The organism is Algoriphagus sp. NBT04N3, from assembly GCF_019443765.1.
In the GTDB taxonomy this organism is placed as follows: Bacteria; Bacteroidota; Bacteroidia; order Cytophagales; family Cyclobacteriaceae; genus Algoriphagus; species Algoriphagus ornithinivorans.
Map to the genome: position 1 here is coordinate 4,756,203 of NZ_CP048415.1, position 21,747 is coordinate 4,777,949.

General features: G+C 38.9%; 22 protein-coding genes, 2 tRNA genes and 1 pseudogene. 14 read left to right on the plus strand and 11 right to left on the minus strand.

The annotated features are described in order from the left end of the window. Positions 1 to 30 precede the first annotated feature (30 nt). The 3 genes from GYM62_RS20695 to lipB form a co-directional block, all read right to left on the minus strand. Entirely contained in the window at positions 31 to 783 is a 753-nt protein-coding gene (locus tag GYM62_RS20695; RefSeq protein ID WP_091655450.1) for a 3'-5' exonuclease, read from the minus strand. A gap of 8 nt (positions 784 to 791) precedes the next feature. Continuing rightward, the gene (locus GYM62_RS20700; protein WP_091655449.1) at positions 792 to 1,193 is read right to left on the minus strand and encodes a hypothetical protein; all 402 of its coding nucleotides are present in this window, start codon (positions 1,191 to 1,193) and stop codon (positions 792 to 794) included. Positions 1,194 to 1,268: 75 nt separating this feature from the next. Next, entirely contained in the window at positions 1,269 to 1,991 is a 723-nt protein-coding gene (gene lipB, locus GYM62_RS20705) for a lipoyl(octanoyl) transferase LipB (protein WP_219957812.1), read from the minus strand. Positions 1,992 to 2,074: 83 nt separating this feature from the next. Here lipB and GYM62_RS20710 point away from each other — a divergent pair, with 83 nt between their 5' ends. After that, positions 2,075 to 2,431, plus strand: coding sequence for a YraN family protein (locus GYM62_RS20710; protein WP_091655447.1), 357 nt, complete (start codon positions 2,075 to 2,077; stop codon positions 2,429 to 2,431). On the opposite strand, the gene GYM62_RS20715 is transcribed toward GYM62_RS20710, so the two are convergent. Then, positions 2,428 to 3,285 carry a hypothetical protein gene (locus GYM62_RS20715; RefSeq protein ID WP_219957813.1) on the minus strand — a complete coding sequence of 286 codons (858 nt, stop codon included), beginning with the start codon at positions 3,283 to 3,285 and terminating at the stop codon, positions 2,428 to 2,430. The two genes, GYM62_RS20710 and GYM62_RS20715, sit on opposite strands and share 4 nt — an antisense overlap. 218 nt (positions 3,286 to 3,503) lie before the next feature. On the opposite strand from GYM62_RS20715, the gene GYM62_RS20720 reads away from it, so the two are divergent. Further along, positions 3,504 to 4,706, plus strand: a complete 1,203-nt coding sequence (locus tag GYM62_RS20720; RefSeq protein ID WP_219957814.1) for a pyridoxal phosphate-dependent aminotransferase — start codon at positions 3,504 to 3,506, stop codon at positions 4,704 to 4,706. A gap of 75 nt (positions 4,707 to 4,781) precedes the next feature. Beyond that, entirely contained in the window at positions 4,782 to 5,492 is a 711-nt protein-coding gene (locus GYM62_RS20725) for a glycosyltransferase family A protein (protein WP_219957815.1), read from the plus strand. Here the strand turns inward: GYM62_RS20725 and GYM62_RS20730 are convergent. Both GYM62_RS20730 and GYM62_RS20735 read right to left on the minus strand, forming a co-directional pair. Next, entirely contained in the window at positions 5,489 to 6,319 is an 831-nt protein-coding gene (locus tag GYM62_RS20730) for an FkbM family methyltransferase (RefSeq protein WP_219957816.1), read from the minus strand. The two genes, GYM62_RS20725 and GYM62_RS20730, sit on opposite strands and share 4 nt — an antisense overlap. Positions 6,320 to 6,357: 38 nt before the next feature. Further along, positions 6,358 to 7,149 (minus strand): glycosyltransferase family A protein, encoded by a 792-nt coding sequence (locus tag GYM62_RS20735; RefSeq protein WP_219957817.1) that lies wholly within the window; start codon positions 7,147 to 7,149, stop codon positions 6,358 to 6,360. Between the two features lie 306 nt (positions 7,150 to 7,455). Between GYM62_RS20735 and GYM62_RS20740 the strand changes: the two genes are divergently transcribed. Both GYM62_RS20740 and GYM62_RS20745 read left to right on the plus strand, forming a co-directional pair. After that, positions 7,456 to 8,478: a DUF4421 domain-containing protein gene (locus GYM62_RS20740; RefSeq protein ID WP_219957818.1), complete on the plus strand. Its 1,023-nt coding sequence runs from the start codon at positions 7,456 to 7,458 to the stop codon at positions 8,476 to 8,478. 64 nt (positions 8,479 to 8,542) lie between these two features. After that, a complete protein-coding gene (locus GYM62_RS20745) occupies positions 8,543 to 10,087 on the plus strand; it encodes an aldehyde dehydrogenase family protein (RefSeq protein ID WP_219957819.1) in 1,545 nt (514 codons plus the stop codon). A 46-nt stretch (positions 10,088 to 10,133) separates the two neighbouring features. On the opposite strand, the gene GYM62_RS20750 is transcribed toward GYM62_RS20745, so the two are convergent. Then, entirely contained in the window at positions 10,134 to 10,691 is a 558-nt protein-coding gene (locus GYM62_RS20750) for a type 1 glutamine amidotransferase domain-containing protein (RefSeq protein WP_219957820.1), read from the minus strand. A 23-nt stretch (positions 10,692 to 10,714) separates the two neighbouring features. Beyond that, complete coding sequence (locus GYM62_RS20755; RefSeq protein ID WP_219957821.1) at positions 10,715 to 10,963, minus strand: Rho termination factor N-terminal domain-containing protein; 249 nt, start codon at positions 10,961 to 10,963, stop codon at positions 10,715 to 10,717. A gap of 272 nt (positions 10,964 to 11,235) precedes the next feature. Here GYM62_RS20755 and GYM62_RS20760 point away from each other — a divergent pair. From GYM62_RS20760 to GYM62_RS21225, 4 genes and pseudogenes are all read left to right on the plus strand, one after another. Beyond that, positions 11,236 to 11,310, plus strand: a tRNA-Val gene (locus GYM62_RS20760). Positions 11,311 to 11,762: 452 nt separating this feature from the next. Further along, positions 11,763 to 11,837: transfer RNA gene (locus GYM62_RS20765), tRNA-Val, on the plus strand. 36 nt (positions 11,838 to 11,873) lie between these two features. After that, positions 11,874 to 12,128: a GIY-YIG nuclease family protein gene (locus GYM62_RS20770; protein ID WP_219957822.1), complete on the plus strand. Its 255-nt coding sequence runs from the start codon at positions 11,874 to 11,876 to the stop codon at positions 12,126 to 12,128. A gap of 248 nt (positions 12,129 to 12,376) precedes the next feature. Next, positions 12,377 to 12,490, plus strand: a pseudogene (locus tag GYM62_RS21225) (hypothetical protein); the annotation flags it as partial. A 389-nt stretch (positions 12,491 to 12,879) separates the two neighbouring features. Here the strand turns inward: GYM62_RS21225 and GYM62_RS20780 are convergent. After that, entirely contained in the window at positions 12,880 to 14,706 is a 1,827-nt protein-coding gene (locus GYM62_RS20780; protein ID WP_219957823.1) for a TonB-dependent siderophore receptor, read from the minus strand. Positions 14,707 to 14,863: 157 nt separating this feature from the next. Between GYM62_RS20780 and GYM62_RS20785 the strand changes: the two genes are divergently transcribed. After that, entirely contained in the window at positions 14,864 to 16,816 is a 1,953-nt protein-coding gene (locus GYM62_RS20785; protein ID WP_219957824.1) for a M1 family metallopeptidase, read from the plus strand. Positions 16,817 to 16,849: 33 nt separating this feature from the next. Here the strand turns inward: GYM62_RS20785 and GYM62_RS20790 are convergent, their stop codons facing one another. Both GYM62_RS20790 and GYM62_RS20795 read right to left on the minus strand, forming a co-directional pair. After that, entirely contained in the window at positions 16,850 to 17,281 is a 432-nt protein-coding gene (locus GYM62_RS20790) for a VOC family protein (RefSeq protein ID WP_219957825.1), read from the minus strand. Positions 17,282 to 17,388: 107 nt separating this feature from the next. Beyond that, positions 17,389 to 19,041, minus strand: coding sequence for a S41 family peptidase (locus GYM62_RS20795; protein WP_091655435.1), 1,653 nt, complete (start codon positions 19,039 to 19,041; stop codon positions 17,389 to 17,391). A gap of 162 nt (positions 19,042 to 19,203) precedes the next feature. On the opposite strand from GYM62_RS20795, the gene GYM62_RS20800 reads away from it, so the two are divergent. From GYM62_RS20800 to GYM62_RS20815, 4 genes are read left to right on the plus strand one after another with little or no spacing between them, the layout of a single operon-like run. Further along, positions 19,204 to 19,962, plus strand: a complete 759-nt coding sequence (locus tag GYM62_RS20800; protein WP_219957826.1) for a hemerythrin domain-containing protein — start codon at positions 19,204 to 19,206, stop codon at positions 19,960 to 19,962. After that, positions 19,962 to 20,375 (plus strand): Holliday junction resolvase RuvX, encoded by a 414-nt coding sequence (gene ruvX / locus GYM62_RS20805; RefSeq protein WP_219957827.1) that lies wholly within the window; start codon positions 19,962 to 19,964, stop codon positions 20,373 to 20,375. The genes GYM62_RS20800 and ruvX overlap by 1 nt, the downstream gene beginning before the upstream one ends. Next, positions 20,372 to 20,926 (plus strand): peptide deformylase, encoded by a 555-nt coding sequence (gene def, locus GYM62_RS20810; RefSeq protein WP_219957828.1) that lies wholly within the window; start codon positions 20,372 to 20,374, stop codon positions 20,924 to 20,926. The genes ruvX and def overlap by 4 nt, the downstream gene beginning before the upstream one ends. Beyond that, positions 20,923 to 21,735: an amidohydrolase gene (locus GYM62_RS20815; protein WP_219957829.1), complete on the plus strand. Its 813-nt coding sequence runs from the start codon at positions 20,923 to 20,925 to the stop codon at positions 21,733 to 21,735. The genes def and GYM62_RS20815 overlap by 4 nt, the downstream gene beginning before the upstream one ends. Positions 21,736 to 21,747 lie beyond the last annotated feature (12 nt).

Below are 21,747 nucleotides of genomic sequence, written 5' to 3' on the forward strand. Positions count from 1 at the left end.
TGTTTTGGTTAAGGTAAAAAGAAATACACCCTATTTTTTATGTTCTTTTTTTAAATCGTCCAGTTGGACAACTTCAAGGTTCATTTCGTCAATCTGTGGATTCATAGCAAGGTAAACTCTTGCCGTGACCTCTACATCTCTTAGACAATATTTTTTGATTTTTTCCAGGTTTTTCTCCAAATGAAAAGTGGCATTGACTTCACTTCCATCCAAATCTTCCTTGGAAGAAGGTATTCCAAAAACAGAAGCTAGTAACTCAAGTCGGGTGTAGTACTTGTAATCGCCAAACTTCCACAGCTCCATGGTGTCGAGGTGACGAATTTCCCATGGTCTTTTGCCTGCAATCTGTAAAGGCTCAGGAAGCGGAACTCCCTGAATCAGCATTCGCCTGGATAGATAGGGAAAATCAAACTCTTTCCCATTGTGTGCGCAAAGAATCCATTTTTTCTTCTCTAATAAGCTAGAAAAGTCAACAAGAAGTTCCCTTTCATCGGGATCTGAAAAAACTTTGGAACGAAAAATCAGTTTTTTGTCCTTCTTTTTCCACTGGAAATAACCCACACCAACACAGACTACTTGACCAAATTCCGCATGAATCCCTGCTCTGTCAAAATACAAAGAACCTGGTTCTATTTTGCCGTGATCAGTATTCTTGATGAGTTTTTCCTTTTTGACCCACTCCTCTTGCAACCGTTCCCCAAGATCTTCAAATTTCTCGGTCAGAGAGGCGGTTTCAATATCTAAAAACAATATGTCGCCTAATTGCTCAAAAAAATCAGCCATACTTTATTCTAACTATGTAAAACCCCTTCCAAACCTAATTCGGGGATCATGCGCTGCAGTGAGGGGTCAAAACTGCCTGGAGTAAATATAAACTTTTTGTCAAATATCTGGTCAAGAATATAGTAGCTTACCCAAAACTCATTGGTCAGAGCAAAAACCTGTGGGTCTATCGGCTCAATCTTAGCCACACATTCTGGTCCTAATTCTTTGATCATATGTCTCAAAATTGAGGTCTTTTTTTGCTCTCCGTCAATTTCCCCATATCCTTTAGAAGTAATCATGACGGTGTTGAGTTCGATTAGGTTGAGGTTAATGATATAAACTCCCCACTCAGTTCCACTTGCTGTTTCTTCTTTTGCGATAGCTAGTTTGACTCCAGTTACCGGAGAAAAGTCAATATCTTTTTTCATCTGTATAAATTTTCAATGGCTTGGGGAAATGAGGTAATTGCTCTTCTTCCAAAGAGGAAATCCTTTTCCGCTAATTCATTTTTCGAATAAGTCCATCTCAAAAAGCTGACTGAGATGCCTTTTAACTTTTTCTTTTACTTGCTCCATAGGAATTGGCTTTCCTAATTCCTTGTTAAGAGATGTGACTGCTTTATCGTCAATCCCGCAAGGGATGATGTGTCCAAAATAACTGAGATCAGCATTGATGTTAAAGGCGAATCCGTGCATAGTGACCCATCTGCTGGATTTTACTCCCATAGCACATATCTTTCTTGGGTTTTTTTGTGCAATATGGTCTAACCAAACTCCAGTGAGGCCTTCTATTCTCCCCGCTTCAATCCCATATTCAGCCAAAGTCAAAATAATTGCTTCTTCTAACAAACGGAGGTACTTATGGATATCCGTAAAAAAGTTGTCCAAATCCAATAGGGGATACCCAACCAACTGTCCCGGTCCATGATAAGTAATGTCTCCGCCTCGGTTGATTTTATAGTAGGTGGCATGATGGCTTTTCAATCCCGCTTCATCCAATAATAGGTTTTCTTCTTTGCCGCTTTTTCCTAGAGTGTAGACATGCGGATGCTCTACAAAAAGGAGGTAGTTGTCGGTTGCTTCCTGTTCAGCAATCGGGAGGTTTCTATTCCGGATTTTCCGGGCAACAGTCTTAGCAAAAAGCTCTTCTTGGTAATCCCAGGCATGCTGATAATCCATCAAGCCTAAATCGCGGAACTCAACCTTTTTATTAATTACTTCGTTCATTCAAGTCTCCAAATGGATTTTTATTCAACCGCCAATGAGTTGAATTCGTTCTTCGATTTTTCAAAATTAAGCAATTATATAAGATGGCTGAGCATAATGATAAAGGCAAAATGGCCGAGGAGCTTGCTGCCGAATGGTTAATTGGGAAAGGCTATGAGTTAATGGACAAAAATTACCGCTTTAAACATGCCGAAATCGACCTAATCATGAAATTCAGGGGGATTTTGATTTTTGTGGAGGTGAAGTTTCGTTCAGGGACTGGTTTTGGCTTTGCAGAAGAGTTTGTGGATTTTACCAAAAAGAAGTTGCTGGTCAAAGCAGCAGATGCTTATGTCCATGAAAAAGACTGGCATAAGGATATTCGCTTTGATATAGTGGCTGTTTACAAGGATAAAAGTGGAAACATCAATTTCCGTCAATTTGAGGATGCCTTCTATTAATTATTGATAGCTCTCGGGTTTCTGTAAACGAGATTTCCATCCTTGTCCCACTCTGCTCGAATGTAGGGTTTGAAATTGTCAGCAAAAGGAGTTTCTGGATATTGAATCTCCCTTTTTCGGATGGTTTTACTATTGTTGGTGTCCCAATATTCAGTCCATAAGCCAACTTTCTCACCATATTGGAATTCTCCTGTGACGGCGATTTGTCGGTCTTCATAAAAATAGAAGTAATTCCCCTCTTCCAGTCCGTATTGGATTGGAGTGATTTCCTCTACGGTTTGGGTGCTTCTGTTATAATAAGTGATTTTGGATTCTCTTGGCCAGCCTTCTGTAAAGTGGTCTTTGTCCTGAAGGACATTTTTACTATCAAAAAGCATCCAGGTTTTATGCTTGGTACCATAATAATACATCCCGCTTTCAACCACTACATCATTGACTCTTCTTTCGTAAGGTCCATGCAATAAGTAACCCTTGCCTTTGGCGAAACCTTCTTTTTTGATACCGCGATCTTTAGGGTCAAACCAGTAAACATCACGAATATAAGGATCTAATTTTCTTTCCAAATCCGTGTAATTGAAGAACTCATAAATCTGCTGTCCCCGAATATTATTTCGGATGAAGCCTTTTTGAGTTTTTATTCCAAACCAGATGTTTTTACGGGCCTTCTTCTTTTTTTCTTTTTTCTCTTCTTTTTCTTTAGAATCATCAAAAAGCAGAAGAGGCATGGTGGTCGGTAAAAGGGAAGAGTTTACTACTCCTGTAGAATCAGGATCGGTTTTTTTCTCCTTGCTTTGGGCAAAAAGAGCTGACTGAAAAAACAGGGTTAAAAGAAGAATGGAATAAATTCTATTCATGTAATAAAAAACGGAAATCCGCTCTGAGTATTTTATTCAAAAATAACATTTCAAACGATTATTATCAGTTTTTTGCAAGCAATCTGAATGACGCTGGATATTCCTGTCATCAATATGGTACTTTCATAAAAGCAATTCATCATCAAATCAGCTTCTTTGTTTAGAATTAATAATCTTCTGCCTATTTTTGAGGAATTTGTAAAAAACCTACTGTAAAAATGAATTCTATTCTATCAGATCGCATCTTGAATATGGAGGAGTCAGCAACCCTTGCTATGGCAAAAAAAGCAAGAGAGCTGAAATCCCAGGGAATTGACATTATTGGATTGAGTCTCGGCGAGCCGGATTTCAAGACTCCCAAACACATTCAGGAAGCAGCTAAATCAGCTATTGACGAAGGAAAGTACTTTTCTTATCCTCCTGTAGCTGGGTATCAGGATCTGAGAGAGGCTCTGGCTAAAAAGTTGAGAGATGAAAATAATATCTCAGAAGCTAAAGCGGAGAATATTGTAGTTTCTACAGGAGCAAAGCATTCCATTGCCAATACCTTCATGTGTTTGTTGAATGAAGGAGATGAGGTAGTTATTTTTTCTCCGTATTGGGTGAGTTATGCTGAAATCATAAAGCTAGCGGGAGGAGTTCCTATTTTGATTGAGGGTACTTTAGGAAATAATTTCAAAGCTACAGCAGCTCAATTGGAAGATGCATTGACAGATAAAACCAAGGCAGTTATTTACTCTTCTCCTTGTAATCCTACCGGTTCGGTATTTAGCCAAACGGAATTGGAAGCTATAGCAGCAGTGATCAAAAAGAAGCCAAACTTGATGGTGATTGCAGATGAGATTTATGAATTGATCAATTTCACAGGAAAAAATTTCAGCATTGCATCTCTTCCTGGCATGTTTGAAAGAACCATTACGGTCAATGGATTCTCTAAGGGCTATGCCATGACTGGATGGAGAGTAGGGTATATCTGTGCTCCTGTAGAGATAGCAAAAGCTGTGGAAAAAATCCAAGGACAATTTACCTCAGGGGGAACAGGAATTGCTCAAAGAGCAGCCTTGGCCGCCATTGCCGGTGATCAGACTCCTTCTAAGGATATGGCGGAAGCATATTTCAACAGAAGACAAATTGTATTGGACCTACTGAAAGAAATTCCGGGTATCAAAACTCATATTCCAGAGGGCGCATTTTATTTCTTTCCGGATGTGACAGCATACTTTGGGAAGTCGGCTCATGGGCATTCCATCAAAGATGCTGATGATTTATGTCTTTATTTATTGGATGTTGCTCACGTTTCTTTAGTGACAGGAGGTGCATTTGGAGCTCCTAATTGCGTTCGCTTGAGTTATGCTGCTTCAGAAGATGAGCTCAAAGAAGCAATGAAAAGAATTAAAAAAGCATTGGCTGAGTTAGCCTAACTATACAGCCCCGGCGAAAGTCGGGGTTATTTTTTTGCCCACAAGAATGGTTTACTTTTGTTCAAAAATCGATTCATGGCAGAAGTCTTAGTAATAACGCCGGTTAAAAACTCCATAGAAACCACATTGGACACAGCTAGAGCTATTTCCAATTCTGATGTTGAAGTGCATCATATCATTTTTAATGATTTTAGCACAGAAGAGACAAAAGTGGAATTAGAGAAAAAGAAAGCTGAAATCGGCTATGAATTGATTCACTTAGAAGAAATCACAGATCACCCTTCTCCAAATTATAAACTGGTACTTCAGACTTCTCAGAAGAAAGCTTTGGAATTGGGCTTGCCACTTTTGGTGGTCGAATCGGATGTGGTGGTGAAGGCGGATACGATAAGTAAACTTTTAGCGCATCAAAAATCCCATTCAGGCTCTGGCTTGACTGGGGCTGTTACTGTTGATGAAGCAGGAGTTGTCAATTTTCCTTACTTGAAATTCAAAGGAAGAAAAGAGACTGAGATCAATACAAAACGGAGTTTGAGTTTCTGCTGTACACTATTTTCTCTTCCATTTCTGAAGGCTTATGATTTTACCGGACTGGATGATGCCAAGGATTGGTACGACACATTCATTTCTACAAAAGCCTTAGATTGTGGATTTGAGAATTTCGTGCTTATGGATGCACCGGTATGGCACAGGCCACATGGAAGTAGACCTTGGAAGCAGTTGAAATATAAGAACCCTTTGAAATACTACTTTTTAAAATACTGGAAGGGATTGGATAAGATTTAATTCGAACTCAACACCAAATGTGCCATTTCAGTATTGGAGGAATGAAGGGCTAAGGTATCTCTCCCGAATTTTTTCAATAGATAGTTGTTGTTTTTCAAAAGTTGAAGACAGGCTTTTAATTCATCTTCTGGTAAGTTCACATTTTCGAAAATGATAGCTTCGGGTTGAGTTTTTTCAATTTCAAAAATTTTAATCACCTCTAGGTCATAACCTTCTGCATCAATTTGGAGAAGATTGATTTTCGGGATTTTAAATTTTTCCAATAAAGTAACAGGACTTATCACTTCGACTTCTTCGGAAGTGATTTGCTTCTCAGGATCTTCTGGAATCTCTATTCCAAACCGATCGCAGTTTTTCTGTACTACCCCTGATGCAAAGTTTTCCTTTAGCTTTTCCAAAGAAAATGAAGCAAGTCCCGTGGCCCATCTCATGGTGCTAAATCCAATTTTATAAAGTTTCTGCTTACCATCCTTTTCTCCAATTGCAGCGCAGAGCGTATGCAGGCCTTTGTTTTTGACATAAATTTTCGAGAGATAATTCCTGTAAACATCTGGTTGCGGCTCTAATAAAACTCCCTTCCATCTATCTCTTTTAATAAATTTATGGATCGGGTCATTCGTTATTCCGTCATTGGCCCCTATTTGAATCACATGAAAGTCACCTTGCTTACTCAAAGAGTATTCCGATAAAAATTCAGCAATGCTCCCTTTTTTTGGTTGATAGAGATGCTTATAAAAATTCATAAAAAGCGGGTTTTCGGTGGCGCTCAGGTTAAACCTGAAATCCTTCCAGAATTGCTTTGCTTTGTTCTTTAAAGAGTTTTTCATTTAAGTAATTGAAGGTTTTTGATAAAGAAATTAAAGAGTCAAGAAAAAAAATTATTTACCCATTTTAACAGCGTATTGTAAGGTTTACTCCAGGTTCTTTGAAATCTAAGAGGCCCGTTTAATTCTTTCTCGAAGAAATCGCTGTGTTTAGAATTTAAATAAGCGATGCGCTTTTTTTTCATTTCGTTGGTACCAGTTCTTTTTCGCTTGCTATTTGGACTAAGCCTGTAAAAAAATCCCACAAAAGGTAATTGAACCACTTTTCCTCCATTTTTGAGCATTTTGATCCAAAATTCCCAGTCTTCCCTTCCCATTTTCATATCTTCAGAAAAGCCACCGCAATCCTCCCAATCTGATTTTCTGAATAGACCGGAAACATAGATCATGTTATCTCTTGCCAATGCATTTCTGCTGAATTTTTTGAGATTCCAGGGCTTAGTCCCTTGCTCATTGAATTTCACAGCTTGGGCATAAACCACTTTTACCTCTGGATCTTTTTGAAACTGCTCGACGGATTTTTCTATATAATCTTCAGCAATAAGATCATCTCCATCCAGCGGTAAAATCAACTCTCCTTTTGCTTTTTGAATACCATTATTTCTAGCAGCAGCTACTCCCGAATTTTCTTGGTCAATCACATCGATTTGCTGATTGGTAGAAGCTGCTTTGAGGGCAACTTGCAGACTATGGTCGGTACTTCCATCATTCACTATGATTATTTCAATCTTAGGATAGGTTGATTTCAGGACTGACTCAATGGTTTCTTTCAAAAAAGAGGCTTGATTGTAGCAGGGGATTACTACAGAGACTAAAGGCATATCGGAATCCATAATTCTGCAAACTAACTCAAAGAAAGTCTATTTCAAACTCTATAAATTGAACCCAAAAATTTTGAAATTTATTGACTAGTGCTAATTATGAATTAGATTATGCAATAAATGCAAATTTTAATTTGGATAATTAAATCCTATTCTTAACTTTATTCCGGTGATTAAACAACTTTTGTCAACTATTCTTTTTAAATCACGAGGTTTTATCGCCTCAATTTTCGAACTCTAACAGTTTTCTAAAGAAATCCGGGTCCTTGCGATCCGGATTTTTTTTTGGATATTTTGAAATTATCAAGATGAATAAAAATGGCTTTTCGGCGAATCTTCCTCCCACTTATTGTTTTCAGTATATTGGTATTTGATCCCATTTATGGGCAAAAATTTGAATTGGACTCTAATTATGTTGAGGAGACTCCTGAGCTTTTCAGTCTTCGATTTTATTTCTCAAAAAAATATACTGACCTGATCCAAAAGACTGCGGATGGAAATACTTATCGATTTCAGCCTAATTCAGGAAATAATTTGGGTATAGGCTTTACTTATCAAAAGCTTACTTTAAATCTAGCTATGCCAGTAGGCTTTCTCAATCCAGACAGGCAACAAGATTGGCCATTGTACCTGGATTTACAGGCACATCTTTATCCAAAAAACATGATCATAGATGTATTTGGACAGTTTTACAATGGATATAGTATCCCGTCAGATTTTCTTTCTAATTCTGATTCACCTTATCTCCGCGAAGATATCAAGTTGCGGAAATTGGGTTTAAATTTTAATTACTTATTTAATGGGGAACAGCTCTCTTTGATGGCTGCATTTAACCAGTCATTTATTCAAAAGAGATCAGCCTTCTCACCTTTTGTAGGGTTTGAGGTTTATGGTGGATCAATCAAAGGGGATTCATTGCTTTTGCCGGCTTTCGAAAACCAAAGAGAAAGTAATTTTTCCAGTAACCGATCTTTTCAGGTTGGTCCTAATGCGGGATTCGCAGGTACAGTAGTTTTCGGAGGAGGTTTTTTTCTTACAGGAGTATTTTCTGGAAATCTAAGCCTGGCTTACACGCAATGGAATGAATCCTCTGATTTAGATCAATGGGGCATAGTACCCACTTATTTCTTAAGAGGCTTTTTTGGGTACAATTCCAGAAAGTTTTCTATCAATGCAAATTATGTCCTGAAAAACAATCAGATGGTTCGCCTGGATAATTTTGATTTAAGCAAAGAGACCGGGAATTATAGGATAAATTTTATCTACAAATTTCAGCCTGGAGAAGGTTTTAAGCGTGGCTTTTCCAAAATCAATCCATTGCGTTTAATAAAGAAAGATTGATCGAATTCTTGGGCTAAGGTTCCTTTTATTTTAGCTTTGAAGGTATTCCTAAAATTCTAAATGTATGAGTAAGCAGTTTGGTATAGCCGAATCCCTAGCAAGACTGGGTATTAAATCAGAAAATTTGGGCTCTTCTACCGGTGAAAACTGGATGGATTCCGGAAAAGAATATATCGCCTCTATTTCTCCTGCTGATGGTACTTTAATCGGAAAGGTACAGGTGACAGATGAGGAAACTTACGAGAAAGTAATAACAACTGCTCAGGTTGCCTTTGAAAAATGGCGTCTTATTCCGGCCCCTCAAAGAGGGGAAATCGTTCGGGAAATTGGAAATGCGCTGAGAGAAGTAAAAGCTGATCTTGGGAAATTGGTTTCCTACGAAATGGGAAAATCCTATCAAGAAGGTTTGGGAGAAGTGCAGGAAATGATTGATATCTGTGATTTTGCTGTGGGTCTATCCCGCCAATTGTATGGCTTAACGATGCATTCCGAAAGGCCTGGCCACAGAATGTATGAACAATGGCATCCTTTAGGGATTGTGGGAATTATCTCGGCATTTAATTTCCCTGTAGCTGTTTGGTCTTGGAATACGGCTTTGGCTTGGGTTTGTGGGGATGTGACCGTATGGAAACCTTCAGAAAAGGCGCCACTTTCCGGAATTGCCTGTCAGTTGATAGTTGGAAAAATATTCAGAAAACATGGAATGCCTGAGGGGATTTCTTCTTTGATTGTAGGAGATTATAAAGTGGGGGAATTGCTCTCCCATGACTCCAGAATCCCTTTAGTTTCTGCCACTGGGTCTACCAGAATGGGGAAATTGGTAGGTAAAGCAGTTGGAGAGCGATTGGGAAGATCTTTGCTTGAGCTTGGCGGGAACAATGCCATAATCATCACAGAAGATGCGGATATGGATATAGCGATCAGAGGAGCACTCTTTGGAGCTGTAGGCACAGCAGGACAAAGATGTACTAGTACTCGTAGATTAATTATTCATGAATCTGTTTTTGATTCGATTAAAGAGCGTCTTGCATCGGCATATAGCAAATTGGTGATAGGGAACCCTCTGGACGAAAAAAATCATGTCGGGCCTCTGATAGATCAGGATGCTGTTAAAATGTATGAGCACGCTCTCCAAAAAGTAAAAGAGGAGGGAGGTAAAGCAGTTGTTGAAGGAGGAGTTTTAATAGGTGAGGGCTATGAGTCTGGATGCTATGTCAAGCCGGCCATTTATGAAGCGGAAAACCATTTTGAAATTGTGCAGCATGAAACATTTGCACCAATCTTGTATTTGATCAAGTATAAGACTTTAGCTGAGGCTATAGCCATTCAAAATGGAGTTCCTCAGGGACTTTCTTCTGCAATTATGACTACGAATATGAGAGAGGCTGAAGCATTTTTGTCAGCGGCAGGTTCTGATTGCGGAATTGCAAACGTCAACATCGGAACATCAGGTGCTGAAATTGGAGGTGCTTTTGGAGGAGAAAAAGAAACCGGTGGAGGACGAGAGTCTGGTTCGGATGCTTGGAAGGCATATATGAGAAGACAAACTAATACGATTAATTATTCCACTGCATTGCCTTTGGCGCAAGGGATTAAGTTTGATATATAATTGAAATAGAAAAGGCTGTCGAGTTTTCGACAGCCTTTTTTTTGAATTAGATTGTTTTGTTTTTGGTATGAATACCTTCACGAAATTCTTCAATCATTTTTTTGTTGAAGGCGTTCAAATCGTCTGGATTCCTACTTGTAACTAAGCCCTGATCTGTTACCACTTCTCGGTTTTCCCACCTTACTCCAGCATTTTTCAGATCGGTTTTGATACTTGGGAAGCTGGTCATTCTTCGACCTTGCAGAGCTCCACTTTCGATTAAAACCTGAGGGCCATGACAAATACTTGCGATGGGTTTTCCTGATTCGAAAAATTGATTTATAAAATCTATTGCATTTTCATTTCTTCTTAATTTATCTGGGTTCAATACCCCTCCAGGAATCATAAGTCCATCATATTCGGAAGGATCCGCATCTGATAAAAGTTTATCTGCATTTAACTCCATATTCCAATTTCCATTGTTCCAACTTTTGATTTTGGATTGTGGGGAGATAACGTGAACATTAAACCCGGCATTTTCTAGGGCTTTTTTTGGACTTGTTAATTCAATTTCTTCAAATCCAGTTTCTGTTAAAATGGCAATATTCTTAGTTTGATTTTCCATAGTATTTTTTTTAAGGTTAAAAATTAATTTGATCTCAAAGCTTCTATCAATTCCTTTTTGGACATTTTGCTTCGACCTTTGATTCCTATTTCTTGGGCTTTTTGGTAAAGCTCTTTTTTGGTTCTGGATTCATAAGGCTTACTGTTGAAATCCATTTCCTCTTTTGGGGTATTTGCAATCCGAGCTGCTTTTTGTTTACTCATACCTTTATCTCGAAGTGCTTCATACTGATCTTCATTTTTTATCTGGGAAGAGGATTTTTTCGGAATCATGATAGAAACTTTTAAAATAAAACTTTATCTATATAACTATATAATAAGGAAATTGTTTGAAAAACCAAGGAGCCTATTTCTTTTCTTAAAAATTTCCAGGAATTGATAAGGCTTAGGTTAAAGATTGAGAAATTATGAAGGAAGGAAGGTCCAATGAAAAATATTTTATCTCATTTTCAGAAGATTAAGTTTTTTGCTTATCAAAATATTTGGGGATTTGAAAATAGAAATTACCTTTGCATTCCCTTTCGGAAGGAAAGAGACAATAAAATGGGAGCTTAGCTCAGTTGGTTCAGAGCATCTGCCTTACAAGCAGAGGGTCGGGGGTTCGAATCCCTCAGCTCCCACATTAATTTTGTTATTTCCATTTTAGGGAGTTTAGCTCAGTTGGTTCAGAGCATCCCGATACAATCGGGAGAGTTGGGGGTCTCAGGAATATTGAGAGAGTCTAAAGGAGCCAAAGGTAGTATTAGATAAATGGGAGCTTAGCTCAGTTGGTTCAGAGCATCCCGATACAATCGGGAGAGTCGGGGGTCTCAGGAATATTGAGAGAGTCTAAAGGAGCCAAAGGTAGTATTAGATAAATGGGAGCTAGCTCAGTTGGTTCAGAGCATCCCGATACAATCGGGAGAGTTGGGGGTCTCAGGAATATTGAGAGAGTCTAAAGGAGCCAAAGGTAGTATTAGATAAATGGGAGCTTAGCTCAGTTGGTTCAGAGCATCCCGATACAATCGGGAGAGTTGGGGGTCTCAGGAATATTGAGAGAGTCTAAAGGAGCCAAAGGTAGTATTAGATAAATGGGAGCTTAGCTCAGTTGGTTCAGAGCATCTGCCTTACAAGCAGAGGGTCGGGGGTTCGAATCCCTCAGCTCCCACATCAGCCTCAGTGCAAACTGGGGCTTTATTGTTTTATGCCATGCTACTTTTACATATTATATTCTACTAAGCTCGATAAGTTTTATGTGGGCCATACTTGCGAGGATTTAGGTGAAAGGGTCCGAAAACACCTCACCAATCATCAGGGATTTACCTCAAAAGCTAAGGATTGGGAATTGGTATACTTTGAGGAATACAATGATAAAAAAGAGGCATTTTCAAGAGAAAGACAGGTGAAAAGCTGGAAAAGTAAAAAAAGAATCAAAGAATTAATAGAATCTAAATCATAGCTCAGTTGGTTCAGCGCATCCCGATACAATCGGGAGGGTCAGGGGTTCTCCCGAAAGCTTTCGGGACTCAGCTCCCACATCAGCCTCAGTGCAAACTGGGGCTTTATTGTTTTATGTCTTGCTACTTTTACATATTATATTCTACTAAGCTCGATAAGTTTTATGTGGGCCATACTTGCGAGGATTTAGTTGAAAGAATCTGAAAACACCTCAACAATCATCAGTGATTTACTTCAAAAGTTAAGGATTGGGAATTGGTATACTTTGAGGAATACAATGATAAAAAAGAGGCATTTTCAAGAGAAAGACAGGTAAAAAGCTGGAAAAGTAAAAAAAGAATCAAAGAATTAATAGAATGCTAAATCATAGCTCAGTTGGTTCAGCGCATCCCGATACAATCGGGAGGGTCGGGGTTCTCCCGAAAACTTTCGGGACTCAGCTCCCACATTAGCCTCAGTGCAAACTGGAGCTTTACTGTTTTATGCCTTGCTGCTTTTACATATTATATTCTACTCAGCTCGATAAGTTTTATGTGGGCCATACTTGCGAGGATTTAGGTGAAATGGTCCAAAAACACCTCACCAATCATCAGGGCGTTGTGTATTAAAGTAGATTAGCACTTCAACCCTAATTATTTAATTTTTTCAAAAATATTGACGATTAAGCTCAATGATCACAAAATAAAAATTTGGGATTTCAAATCTCGATAAGCGAAGTTTTGAAATCCCAAATGCAGAATACTCTAAATTTTTTAATCAAGGTTTATCATAAACCCAGCTCTCAACCAGCGTCCAGGCATCTGAACAGTTCCTGCTTCAATATAGTCAGTATTAGTCATATTGGAGACTTCCGCAAAAAAGCCCAATTTCCCTATTCTGTTGTAATCCAATCTCATGTCTAACAAGAAATAAGGGTCTTGACTGATTCTTTCTACATATCTCATCTTAGTATTCAGTTCAATCTTAGAGCCTAGTCCCACCAAAAAGCCCCCAATCATCTGATTTCTCAAGGCAGTAAATGCATATCTGGTTTCCACTCCCGGCTGATTTACTAAACTAGCATCTATATAATTATAGGATAGCATCAATTCTTTTATTTGTAGCATAGAACTTCTTCTTTGCCATCTGTAAGTAAAAGCTGCTTCAATCCCATTAAAACTGACCTCGTTGAAGTTTTGTGGCTGCCAAGGAGTGTTTGCATCAGGGCGTACCCATTCAATCAAGTTGTCTGTGTTTCTATTGAAATAGACCAACTCGGCAAATAATCCAGCCTTTGTCCACTTTGCACCAACTTCAAAGTTTTGAGCTTGCTCAGGTTGTAAGTCTGGATTTCCAATATTAGTTGGCCCTACATAATACAAATCTGTATAGGTGGGGATTCTAAAGCTTTTTCCATATCCGGAATACAATCGAATTTCCTCGGTTGCTTGGAAGCCTAACTCTAAGCCGGGAAAATGCTTCCAACCATAATCATTATAGTAGTTGCTATACACGCCGGCTCTTAGATCCGTTTTTGAACCCAATTGGATCAAATGTTCCAAAAATAAACCAGCCAAAACCCGTTCATGGTTTCCAAGATTATTACTTTCAATTTTTTCCTGCCTAACCTCAGCTCCAAATCCTGTTGTTCCTATTTTGCTTTCATAGCTACCATTCAATTCAAGAGCATAGATGTCTGAAGTATGAAAGTTTTGATAGAAAGAAGGTTCATTTCTTCTCAATCGGTATTCATCTTTGTTTCTCCTCCAATAGGCACGACTATTTAACTTAAATCTGTTTTGGGTATAAGTGTGGCTCAGTGCCCCTAAAGTAGTTTGCAGACTTTCCCACTGATCTGGGAATGCACTTGTATAAAAGCCGTTCGCTCCAAAACTTCTGTCAGTATAAGCAATCATGCCTCGGAGAGAATGATGGTCATTTAAATCCAAACCTCCTTCGTAGAAAATATTGCTAACCTGATAGTCTGAATTGTACCAGTGACCATTGGAGTCATCGTAGGAAATTGAAAGGTTTTGTTTGTACTTTCCACTTGGCAAAGAACCAGCAAAATTCAGCCCTTTCATTCCAAAATCACCGGCATATCCTTGAACCCTTAGGTTTTTTTGATCTGAAAGCTCTGTGATAATATTGATCGCACCTGCATAGGCGTTTTGCCCAAAAATCCTTGAAGCAGGACCTTTTAATACTTCTACTCTGTCAATATTGATTAAAGGTACAGGAATGTTCATCATATGATGACCTGTTTGTGGGTCGGTGAGTTTAATTCCATTCAATAGCATCAAAGTCTGGTTGAATGAACCACCTCTAATGCCAATGTCTGCCTGTACGCCTGTGACTCCTCTCTGTCTCACATCCACTCCAGGAACAAATGCTAAGACTTCTTGTAAGCTTCTAGCAGGAGTTGTCTCTATCTGGGGTTTGGTAATTACAGATATATTTCTGCTTTGTTTAGAGAAAGGAATTTGAATCCTGTTCTCTTGAATGATAACTTCATTTAAGTTTTGGGTAGTACTGTCTGTTTGAGCATTTGCATGATTCAGGTTGAAACTGATCAAGGTTGCCAAAATCAAAATTCTCATTGGTGATTATTTTAGGATGCGTAAAATTGACTTCAAAAAATCCTAATTCCAATTTTTAGGCATTTGTAAAAATTCGTTAATCCCTCACCCGCTTGAAAGAATTCCGCTTGAGGAATTGCTGATAGTGCTTATTTTTAAGTCCAACAAAAAATCGAATATGATCAGAAAATTATTTTCAGGTCTGTTATTATCAGGCTTGTTGCTTGGAAATTTTACCTATGCGCAGCAAGGTTTGGATAATAATCAGGCGGATTTTGGAGAATTTATGGACCGGAAAGGTACTTATACCAGAACGGCTTCCGGTAAACCCAGTGAAAACTATTGGCAGAATAAGGCCGACTATCAAATCGAGGCAACTCTCGATGAGAACGCTCATGTATTAACTGGGAAAATTACCATTAATTACACCAACAATAGCCCGGAAAACTTGGACTTTGTTTGGTTGCAATTGGAGCAAAATCGCTTTACACCAGATTCCAGAGGGACATTGACTACTCCTGTTCAGGGAAACCGCTACAACGGAGATACCGATGGAGGCTTTGATATTTCTGCTGTACAGGCAAAAGTAGGATCAAAAGGATCTATCTCCTCAAAGCATATCATTACCGATACCAGAATGCAGGTTTGGTTCAATGAACCGATTCCTGCAAAAGGAGGGAAAGCGAGTATTTCTATGAATTTTTCTTTCAAGGTTCCACAGAAAGGAATGGATAGAATGGGAAGATTGAAAGTTAATGATGGTTGGATTTATGCTTTTGCGCAATGGTATCCCAAAATGGCTGTCTTTGATGATGTAGAAGGATGGAATGTGGAGCCTTATCTAGGTGCAGGAGAGTTTTATCTAGAATATGGAGATTTTGATTATAAAATTACTGTACCATATGATCATGTAGTAGTGGGGTCGGGTAAATTGATGAATCCTAAGGAGGTTTTGTCCAAAGAGCTTCAAAACCGCTATGCTAAAGCTATGCAAAGTGATACTACGGTTTACCTGATTGCTCCTGATGAAATTAAAAATACCACCTTGACCAGGCCTAAGCAGGATGGAATGATCACTTGGCATTTCCAGATTAAAAATTCCAGAGATGTGGCCTTTGCTACCTCTAAAACATTTATCTGGGATGCGGCTAAAATTAATTTGCCTAGCGGCAAAACGATTCTAGCACAATCAGTTTATCCTAAAGAATCAGACGGGCAAGAGGCGTGGTCGAGATCTACTGAATATTCCAAAGCGTCTATTGAGCACTATTCTGAGATGTGGTTCGAATTTCCTTATGAGACAGCAACTAATGTGGCGGCTGACATTGGAGGTATGGAGTACCCTGGGTTGAACTTCTGTAGATATACATCTAAAGGTGAAGGTTTATGGGGCGTGACTGATCATGAATTTGGACATAATTGGTTCCCGATGATTGTAGGGAATAATGAGCGTAGATACGCTTGGATGGATGAAGGCTTCAATACCTTTATCAACCATTATAGCACTTTAGCCTTCAACGAAGGAGAGTACTCTTCAAACTTGAATCAAACTAGGAGATACAATAATTATTTTCAAAATGAGAACAGAGAAGGGATAGATACTTACCCAGACGTGGCAAATACAGGGAACTTGGGAATGGTTGCCTACATGAAGCCAGGAATTGGTTTGATTGTGCTGAGAGAATATATCTTGGGGCCTGAGCGATTTGATAATGCATTCCGCTCCTACATTAACACTTGGGCTTATAAGCATCCATTGCCTTCAGACTTTTTTAACCATATGGAAAATGTAGCGGGTGAAAATTTATCCTGGTATTGGAAGGGATGGTTCTATGGAAATGGAAATATTGATTTAGGGATCAATGCAGTCATTCCATATGGTGGTAATTATCTAGCTATCCTAAGTAATAAAGGAGAAATTCCAATGCCTGTACTATTAGAAATTGAGTTTGAAGATGGAAGCAAGGAAAGACAAATGCTTCCAGTAGAAATTTGGCAAAGAGGTGATTCTTGGAATCATTTGATTCGAACAGATAAAAAAGTAACCAAAGTGACAATTGATCCAGACAAGATTCTCCCTGATATCAATTTGGGAAATGATAGTTGGCCTCAATTGATTTACGAGGATTAAATAAAAAAGCCCCGAGTGATCGGGGCTCTCTTTTTAATAATCATCATTAATTTCCAACCAATATCCATCAGGATCTTGGATGTAAATTTGTCTGACTCCATCAGGACGAGTTGTGATTTTTCCTTTCTCTCCCGGCCAATCTTCAAATGGATAATTTTTACTTTTCAATCGAATGATGAAAGCATCCATATCATCCATGCTAAAGCAGAGATGATTTGTTTTAGAAATTTCTGTGGGTGTATTGGCAACTTCAATTAAGTGTAAAGCGGCGCCACCTCCTATATCATACCATGCATGCAGCCCATCTTTGAAGGGTTCTTCAATTTCCTCCAAGTTCAAGATTGTTTCGTAAAAACTCATGCTTTTTTCAAGATTGGAAACATGAACAGCTATATGATTAACTTTTATTTGAGCGAATGCGGAACTGGCCATAGTTAGTAATAGAACTGAAAGTAAGGTTTTCATAGGTGGGTAAATTAGGTTTATTATTAGGAAGGTAAGTTTTTCTTGCCTAATGAAAAAAAAGAGCAGCTCTGCAGCTGCCCTTTTGATTGATTAGGAAAGGATTGGGTTTATTCTTCATTGACTGATCTTAGATTGCTAGCCAAAGCAATTCGCTCGGCTTCATCAAAGAGTTTGATTGCTTGGAGGTATACTTCATTGATATCATTTACGACCATGTAGAAAGCATCATCATCATAAATTTGTCTTCCCAAATGAGCTTTAACCAAGGTTTTTAAATAGCTTTTTGACTTCGAGAAATCTGCGGCATCATACTTTACCTTGTTTTTCTCTCCAACTTTAATCAATTCCTGAAGCATAGCATCTGAAACTTCAAAGCTTTTGTAATATTCCTCCAAACTCATTCCTGTAAACTTGTCCTTGTTTTTGTTGGAGTAGTCTAGGATAAATTCTCTGGAAGAGTCTGAATTAAATAAGCGACTCACGTAAGCCGAACTGTAGGTGGTATCCAATGGCACGAAGTAATCAGGCATGATTCCTCCGCCTCCATACACTATTCTGCCTTTTTTGGTTTCGTATTTAAGACTGTCATTGAATTTGATACTATCAGCTGAAAAGAATTCTCCATGCTCATATCTCTCCATCCAGTCTCTTTCGTAGGCTTGATAATCCGGGCCATATGGCTTTTGAATTGATCTTCCTGAAGGCGTGAAGTATCTAGCAATAGTTAATCGGAGTTCTGCTCCGTCAGAAAGGTCAATTGGCATTTGAACCAAGCCTTTACCAAAAGATCTTCTGCCCACTATTAGTCCTCTGTCATTATCCTGAATCGCACCAGCAAGAATTTCAGAAGCAGATGCTGAGCCCTCATTGACCAAAACAATGACAGAACCTTGTTCGAAGATCCCCGGTCTGAAGGCGTAGGCCTTTTGACTGTATTGCTCAACTTTGCCTTCCTGAGAAACTATCAGAGCACGATCTCCCAAAATTTCATCTGCGATATTGATGGCTGCTCCCATATAGCCTCCCGGATTTCCCTGAAGGTCTATGATCAATTTTTTCATTCCCTGACCTTTCAAATCAGCTACTGCCTCTTTGAACTCATCATAGGTGGTTGCCGCAAATCGGGTAATTTTCACATATCCGATTTCCTTATTGACCATGTAAGAAGCATTGATGCTGTATTGAGGGATTTTATCTCTGGTAATTTCATAGGAAATCAGCTCGGGTTGATTTTTTCTTTTTATATCAACCATCACTTTCGAGCCTTTTGGACCTCTCAATAAATCAAATACATCCCGATTGGTCACTCCAGTGCCTGCAACCGTTTTACCGTCTACTTTAATGATTTGATCACCAGATTGAATTCCAAGAGCTTCTGAAGGGCCACCAGTCAATGGGGCAACCACGTAAATAGTGTCCCTGATGATCCCAAATTCCACTCCAATCCCATCAAATTCTCCATCTAATTGGGACTGCGCCAAGGTGGCGTCCCTGGCAGGAATATAGCTGGAGTGGGGGTCTAGCTGTTCCAGCATTTTATTGATGCCATACTCTACGAGCTCGTTGGTATTGACGCTATCCACATAATCTCTGTTGATATAGGTCATGATTTCCTGAAGCTTGTAAAGAGCGGCTCTTAAGTCATTTTGATTGCTTTTGGGTTCAGCAAAAGTAGCTCCGATCCAAATTCCCGCAGATATAGCCAAAGCTAGAATAATTGGAAGTCGGATCTGTGCTTTTGAATTCTTTGTCTCGCTCACGATATTACTTTTTCAGTTGGTTATTTTCTCCCTATAAACTACCGGATTCAACCAGTGTTTAAAAGTTGTTTTGGATAAACATAGTAAATGTTTATACGAGGGGAACAGATAAAGGTCGGATTAAATCCCCATTTTTCTGTTAAAATAATTTATTTTTGTCAAATGCAGGCGAGGCAAGATTTCAATAAAATCTTAGTAGGTGATTTAGTATCGGAAAACTATGTGTTTGCTTCCGTGCTGCATTATTTTGGAATCAGTTTTTACCAATACGAGACACATTCCCTGGAGCAGGTTTGCAAAAAGCATAAAGTTAAACCAGGTCAGCTGATCACTGAATTGGAGGCCTGGGCTGCTAAAAAGGAACCTACAAATGAGGAGCTTTATCTCAATCCCATCGAAGTACTGGTAGCCTATCTGAAGAATAAGCACTATTATTTTGTTAGACAGGAACTCCCTTTTCTTTCCAATTTGATTTCAGGAATACAGGTTGATAAAACCTATCAAGCTTTGCTGAATGATTTGAGGATTATGTTCCCGCTGTTTGTGGAGGACTTTATCCACCATATTCATGAGGAAGAAAGTAGACTCTTCAAACGTATAGAGTTATTGCAGGATGTAGAAGAGGGAAATTTTGCCCTGCATGATGCACTGAAAATATTGAAAAAGGACCCTATTCATCTTTTGGCAGACGCTCATGAAATTCATGATGATGAAATGGAAGGAATTAGAAAATTAACTTCTGACTATACACTGGAAGAAAATGCGCCTTTGACCATGAAGGTTCTTTATCATGAATTACAGAATTTTGAAAAAGAACTAGTCATTCATGCACAGATTGAAGACGAACTTTTATTTCCAAAAGCAATTGAACTGGAGAAGGAAGCTGTCAGAAAAATCACCAATAAAATTCGAATCAACTAATGCCCAGAATTATCGCCATTGATCTGGGAACTAAGCGCACTGGCTTAGCGGTCACAGATCCCATGCAGATGCTGGCCAATCCTCTTGAGACGATTGAGACCTATCGACTCATGGATTTTCTCAAGAATTATTTTCAAAAAGAAGAAGTAAGCACAATAGTATTGGGCTATCCCACCAAATTGAACGGTATGGAAACGGAAATGACTCCAAAAGTGTTGGCTTTGAAGGAAAAGCTAGAAAAGGCATTTCCCAATTTGAAAACTGAATTGGTGGATGAGAGATTCACTTCTAAAATGGCTATGCAATCCATGATCACAATGGGGAGCAAAAAAAAGGACAGAAGAGAAAAAGCAGGTAATCTGGACAAAGTCAGTGCAGCAATAATTTTACAATCGTATTTAGAAAGAAAATGATATATCCTATCGTCGCATATGGAAACCCTATCCTGAAAAAGGAAGCTGAAGAAATCGAAGAAGGAAAAGATATCCAGAAATTAATTGAGGATATGTATGCCACTATGGATCATGCTAATGGTGTAGGTTTGGCAGCTCCCCAAGTAAATCAAGGGGTTCGACTTTTTGTAATTGACAGTTCCTTGATGCTGGATGAAAATGATGAGGAAAAGGGGATTCGCAGAGCATTTATTAATCCAATCATTCTTGACGAGTATGGAGATGATTATGGCTTTGAAGAAGGTTGCTTGAGTATACCTGATGTCAGAGCTGAAATCATCAGGCCTGAAAAATTAACCATTGAGTACTTTGATGAAAACTGGAACCTGAAAGAGGAAGAGTTTTCGGGAATGACAGCAAGAGTGATTCAGCATGAATACGATCATTTAGAAGGCATCTTATTTGTGGATTATTTAAAAGGCCTGAAAAAGAGGTTGGTGCAATCCAAATTGATTGAAGTAAGTAAAGGGAAAGTATCTACAGATTATAGAATGATTTACCCGCTTAAATGAGTCATTCCAGCTCTTTGAAAATAGCGCTTATCCAAACGGATCTTTACTGGAAAGATAAAACTGCAAATCTTTCCATGTTGGAGGAGAAAATATGGGGTATCAAGGAAAAAGTAGATCTCATTATCCTTCCGGAAATGTTTCCTACTGGTTTCAGTATGGATGCTCCTGAGCTGGCAGAGCCTATGAATTTGATTATCTGCAAATGGATGAAGCAAATTTCAGCTCAGACCAAAGCAGTAGTAACGGGTAGTGCGATTATTCAGGAAAATGGAAATTACTATAACCGTTTGCTTTGGGTTACCCCGGATGGATCAGTGAAGCATTACGACAAAAGACACCTTTTTCGAATGGCTGATGAGCATGATCATTATGCAGCAGGGAAAAGCCAACCTATATTTGAGTTGAAGGGTTGGAAAATTTGCCCGCAAGTCTGTTATGATTTGAGGTTTCCAGTTTGGTCAAGAAATTACCGTCTGAATGATCAAATGGCTTATGACCTGATTTTTTACGTAGCCTCCTGGCCTGCGCCGCGAGCTTCAGCCTGGGATCAGCTCTTGCCTGCCAGAGCAATTGAAAACCTGGCCTATTCAGTTGGAGTAAACCGGGTAGGGACCGACGGAAATGAGGTTCCTTATGTAGGTCATTCCGCAGTTTTTGATTTCAAAGGAAAGGAACTGATTCATTTAGGAGAAAAAGAGGGGGTGGAGGTAATTGAATTAGAAAAAACCGAATTGGAAAATTACCGTTCTAAATTTCCGGCTTGGATGGACGCAGACGATTTCACCATTGACAGAAGAGTACAGGAATAAGGCCTTCTATTC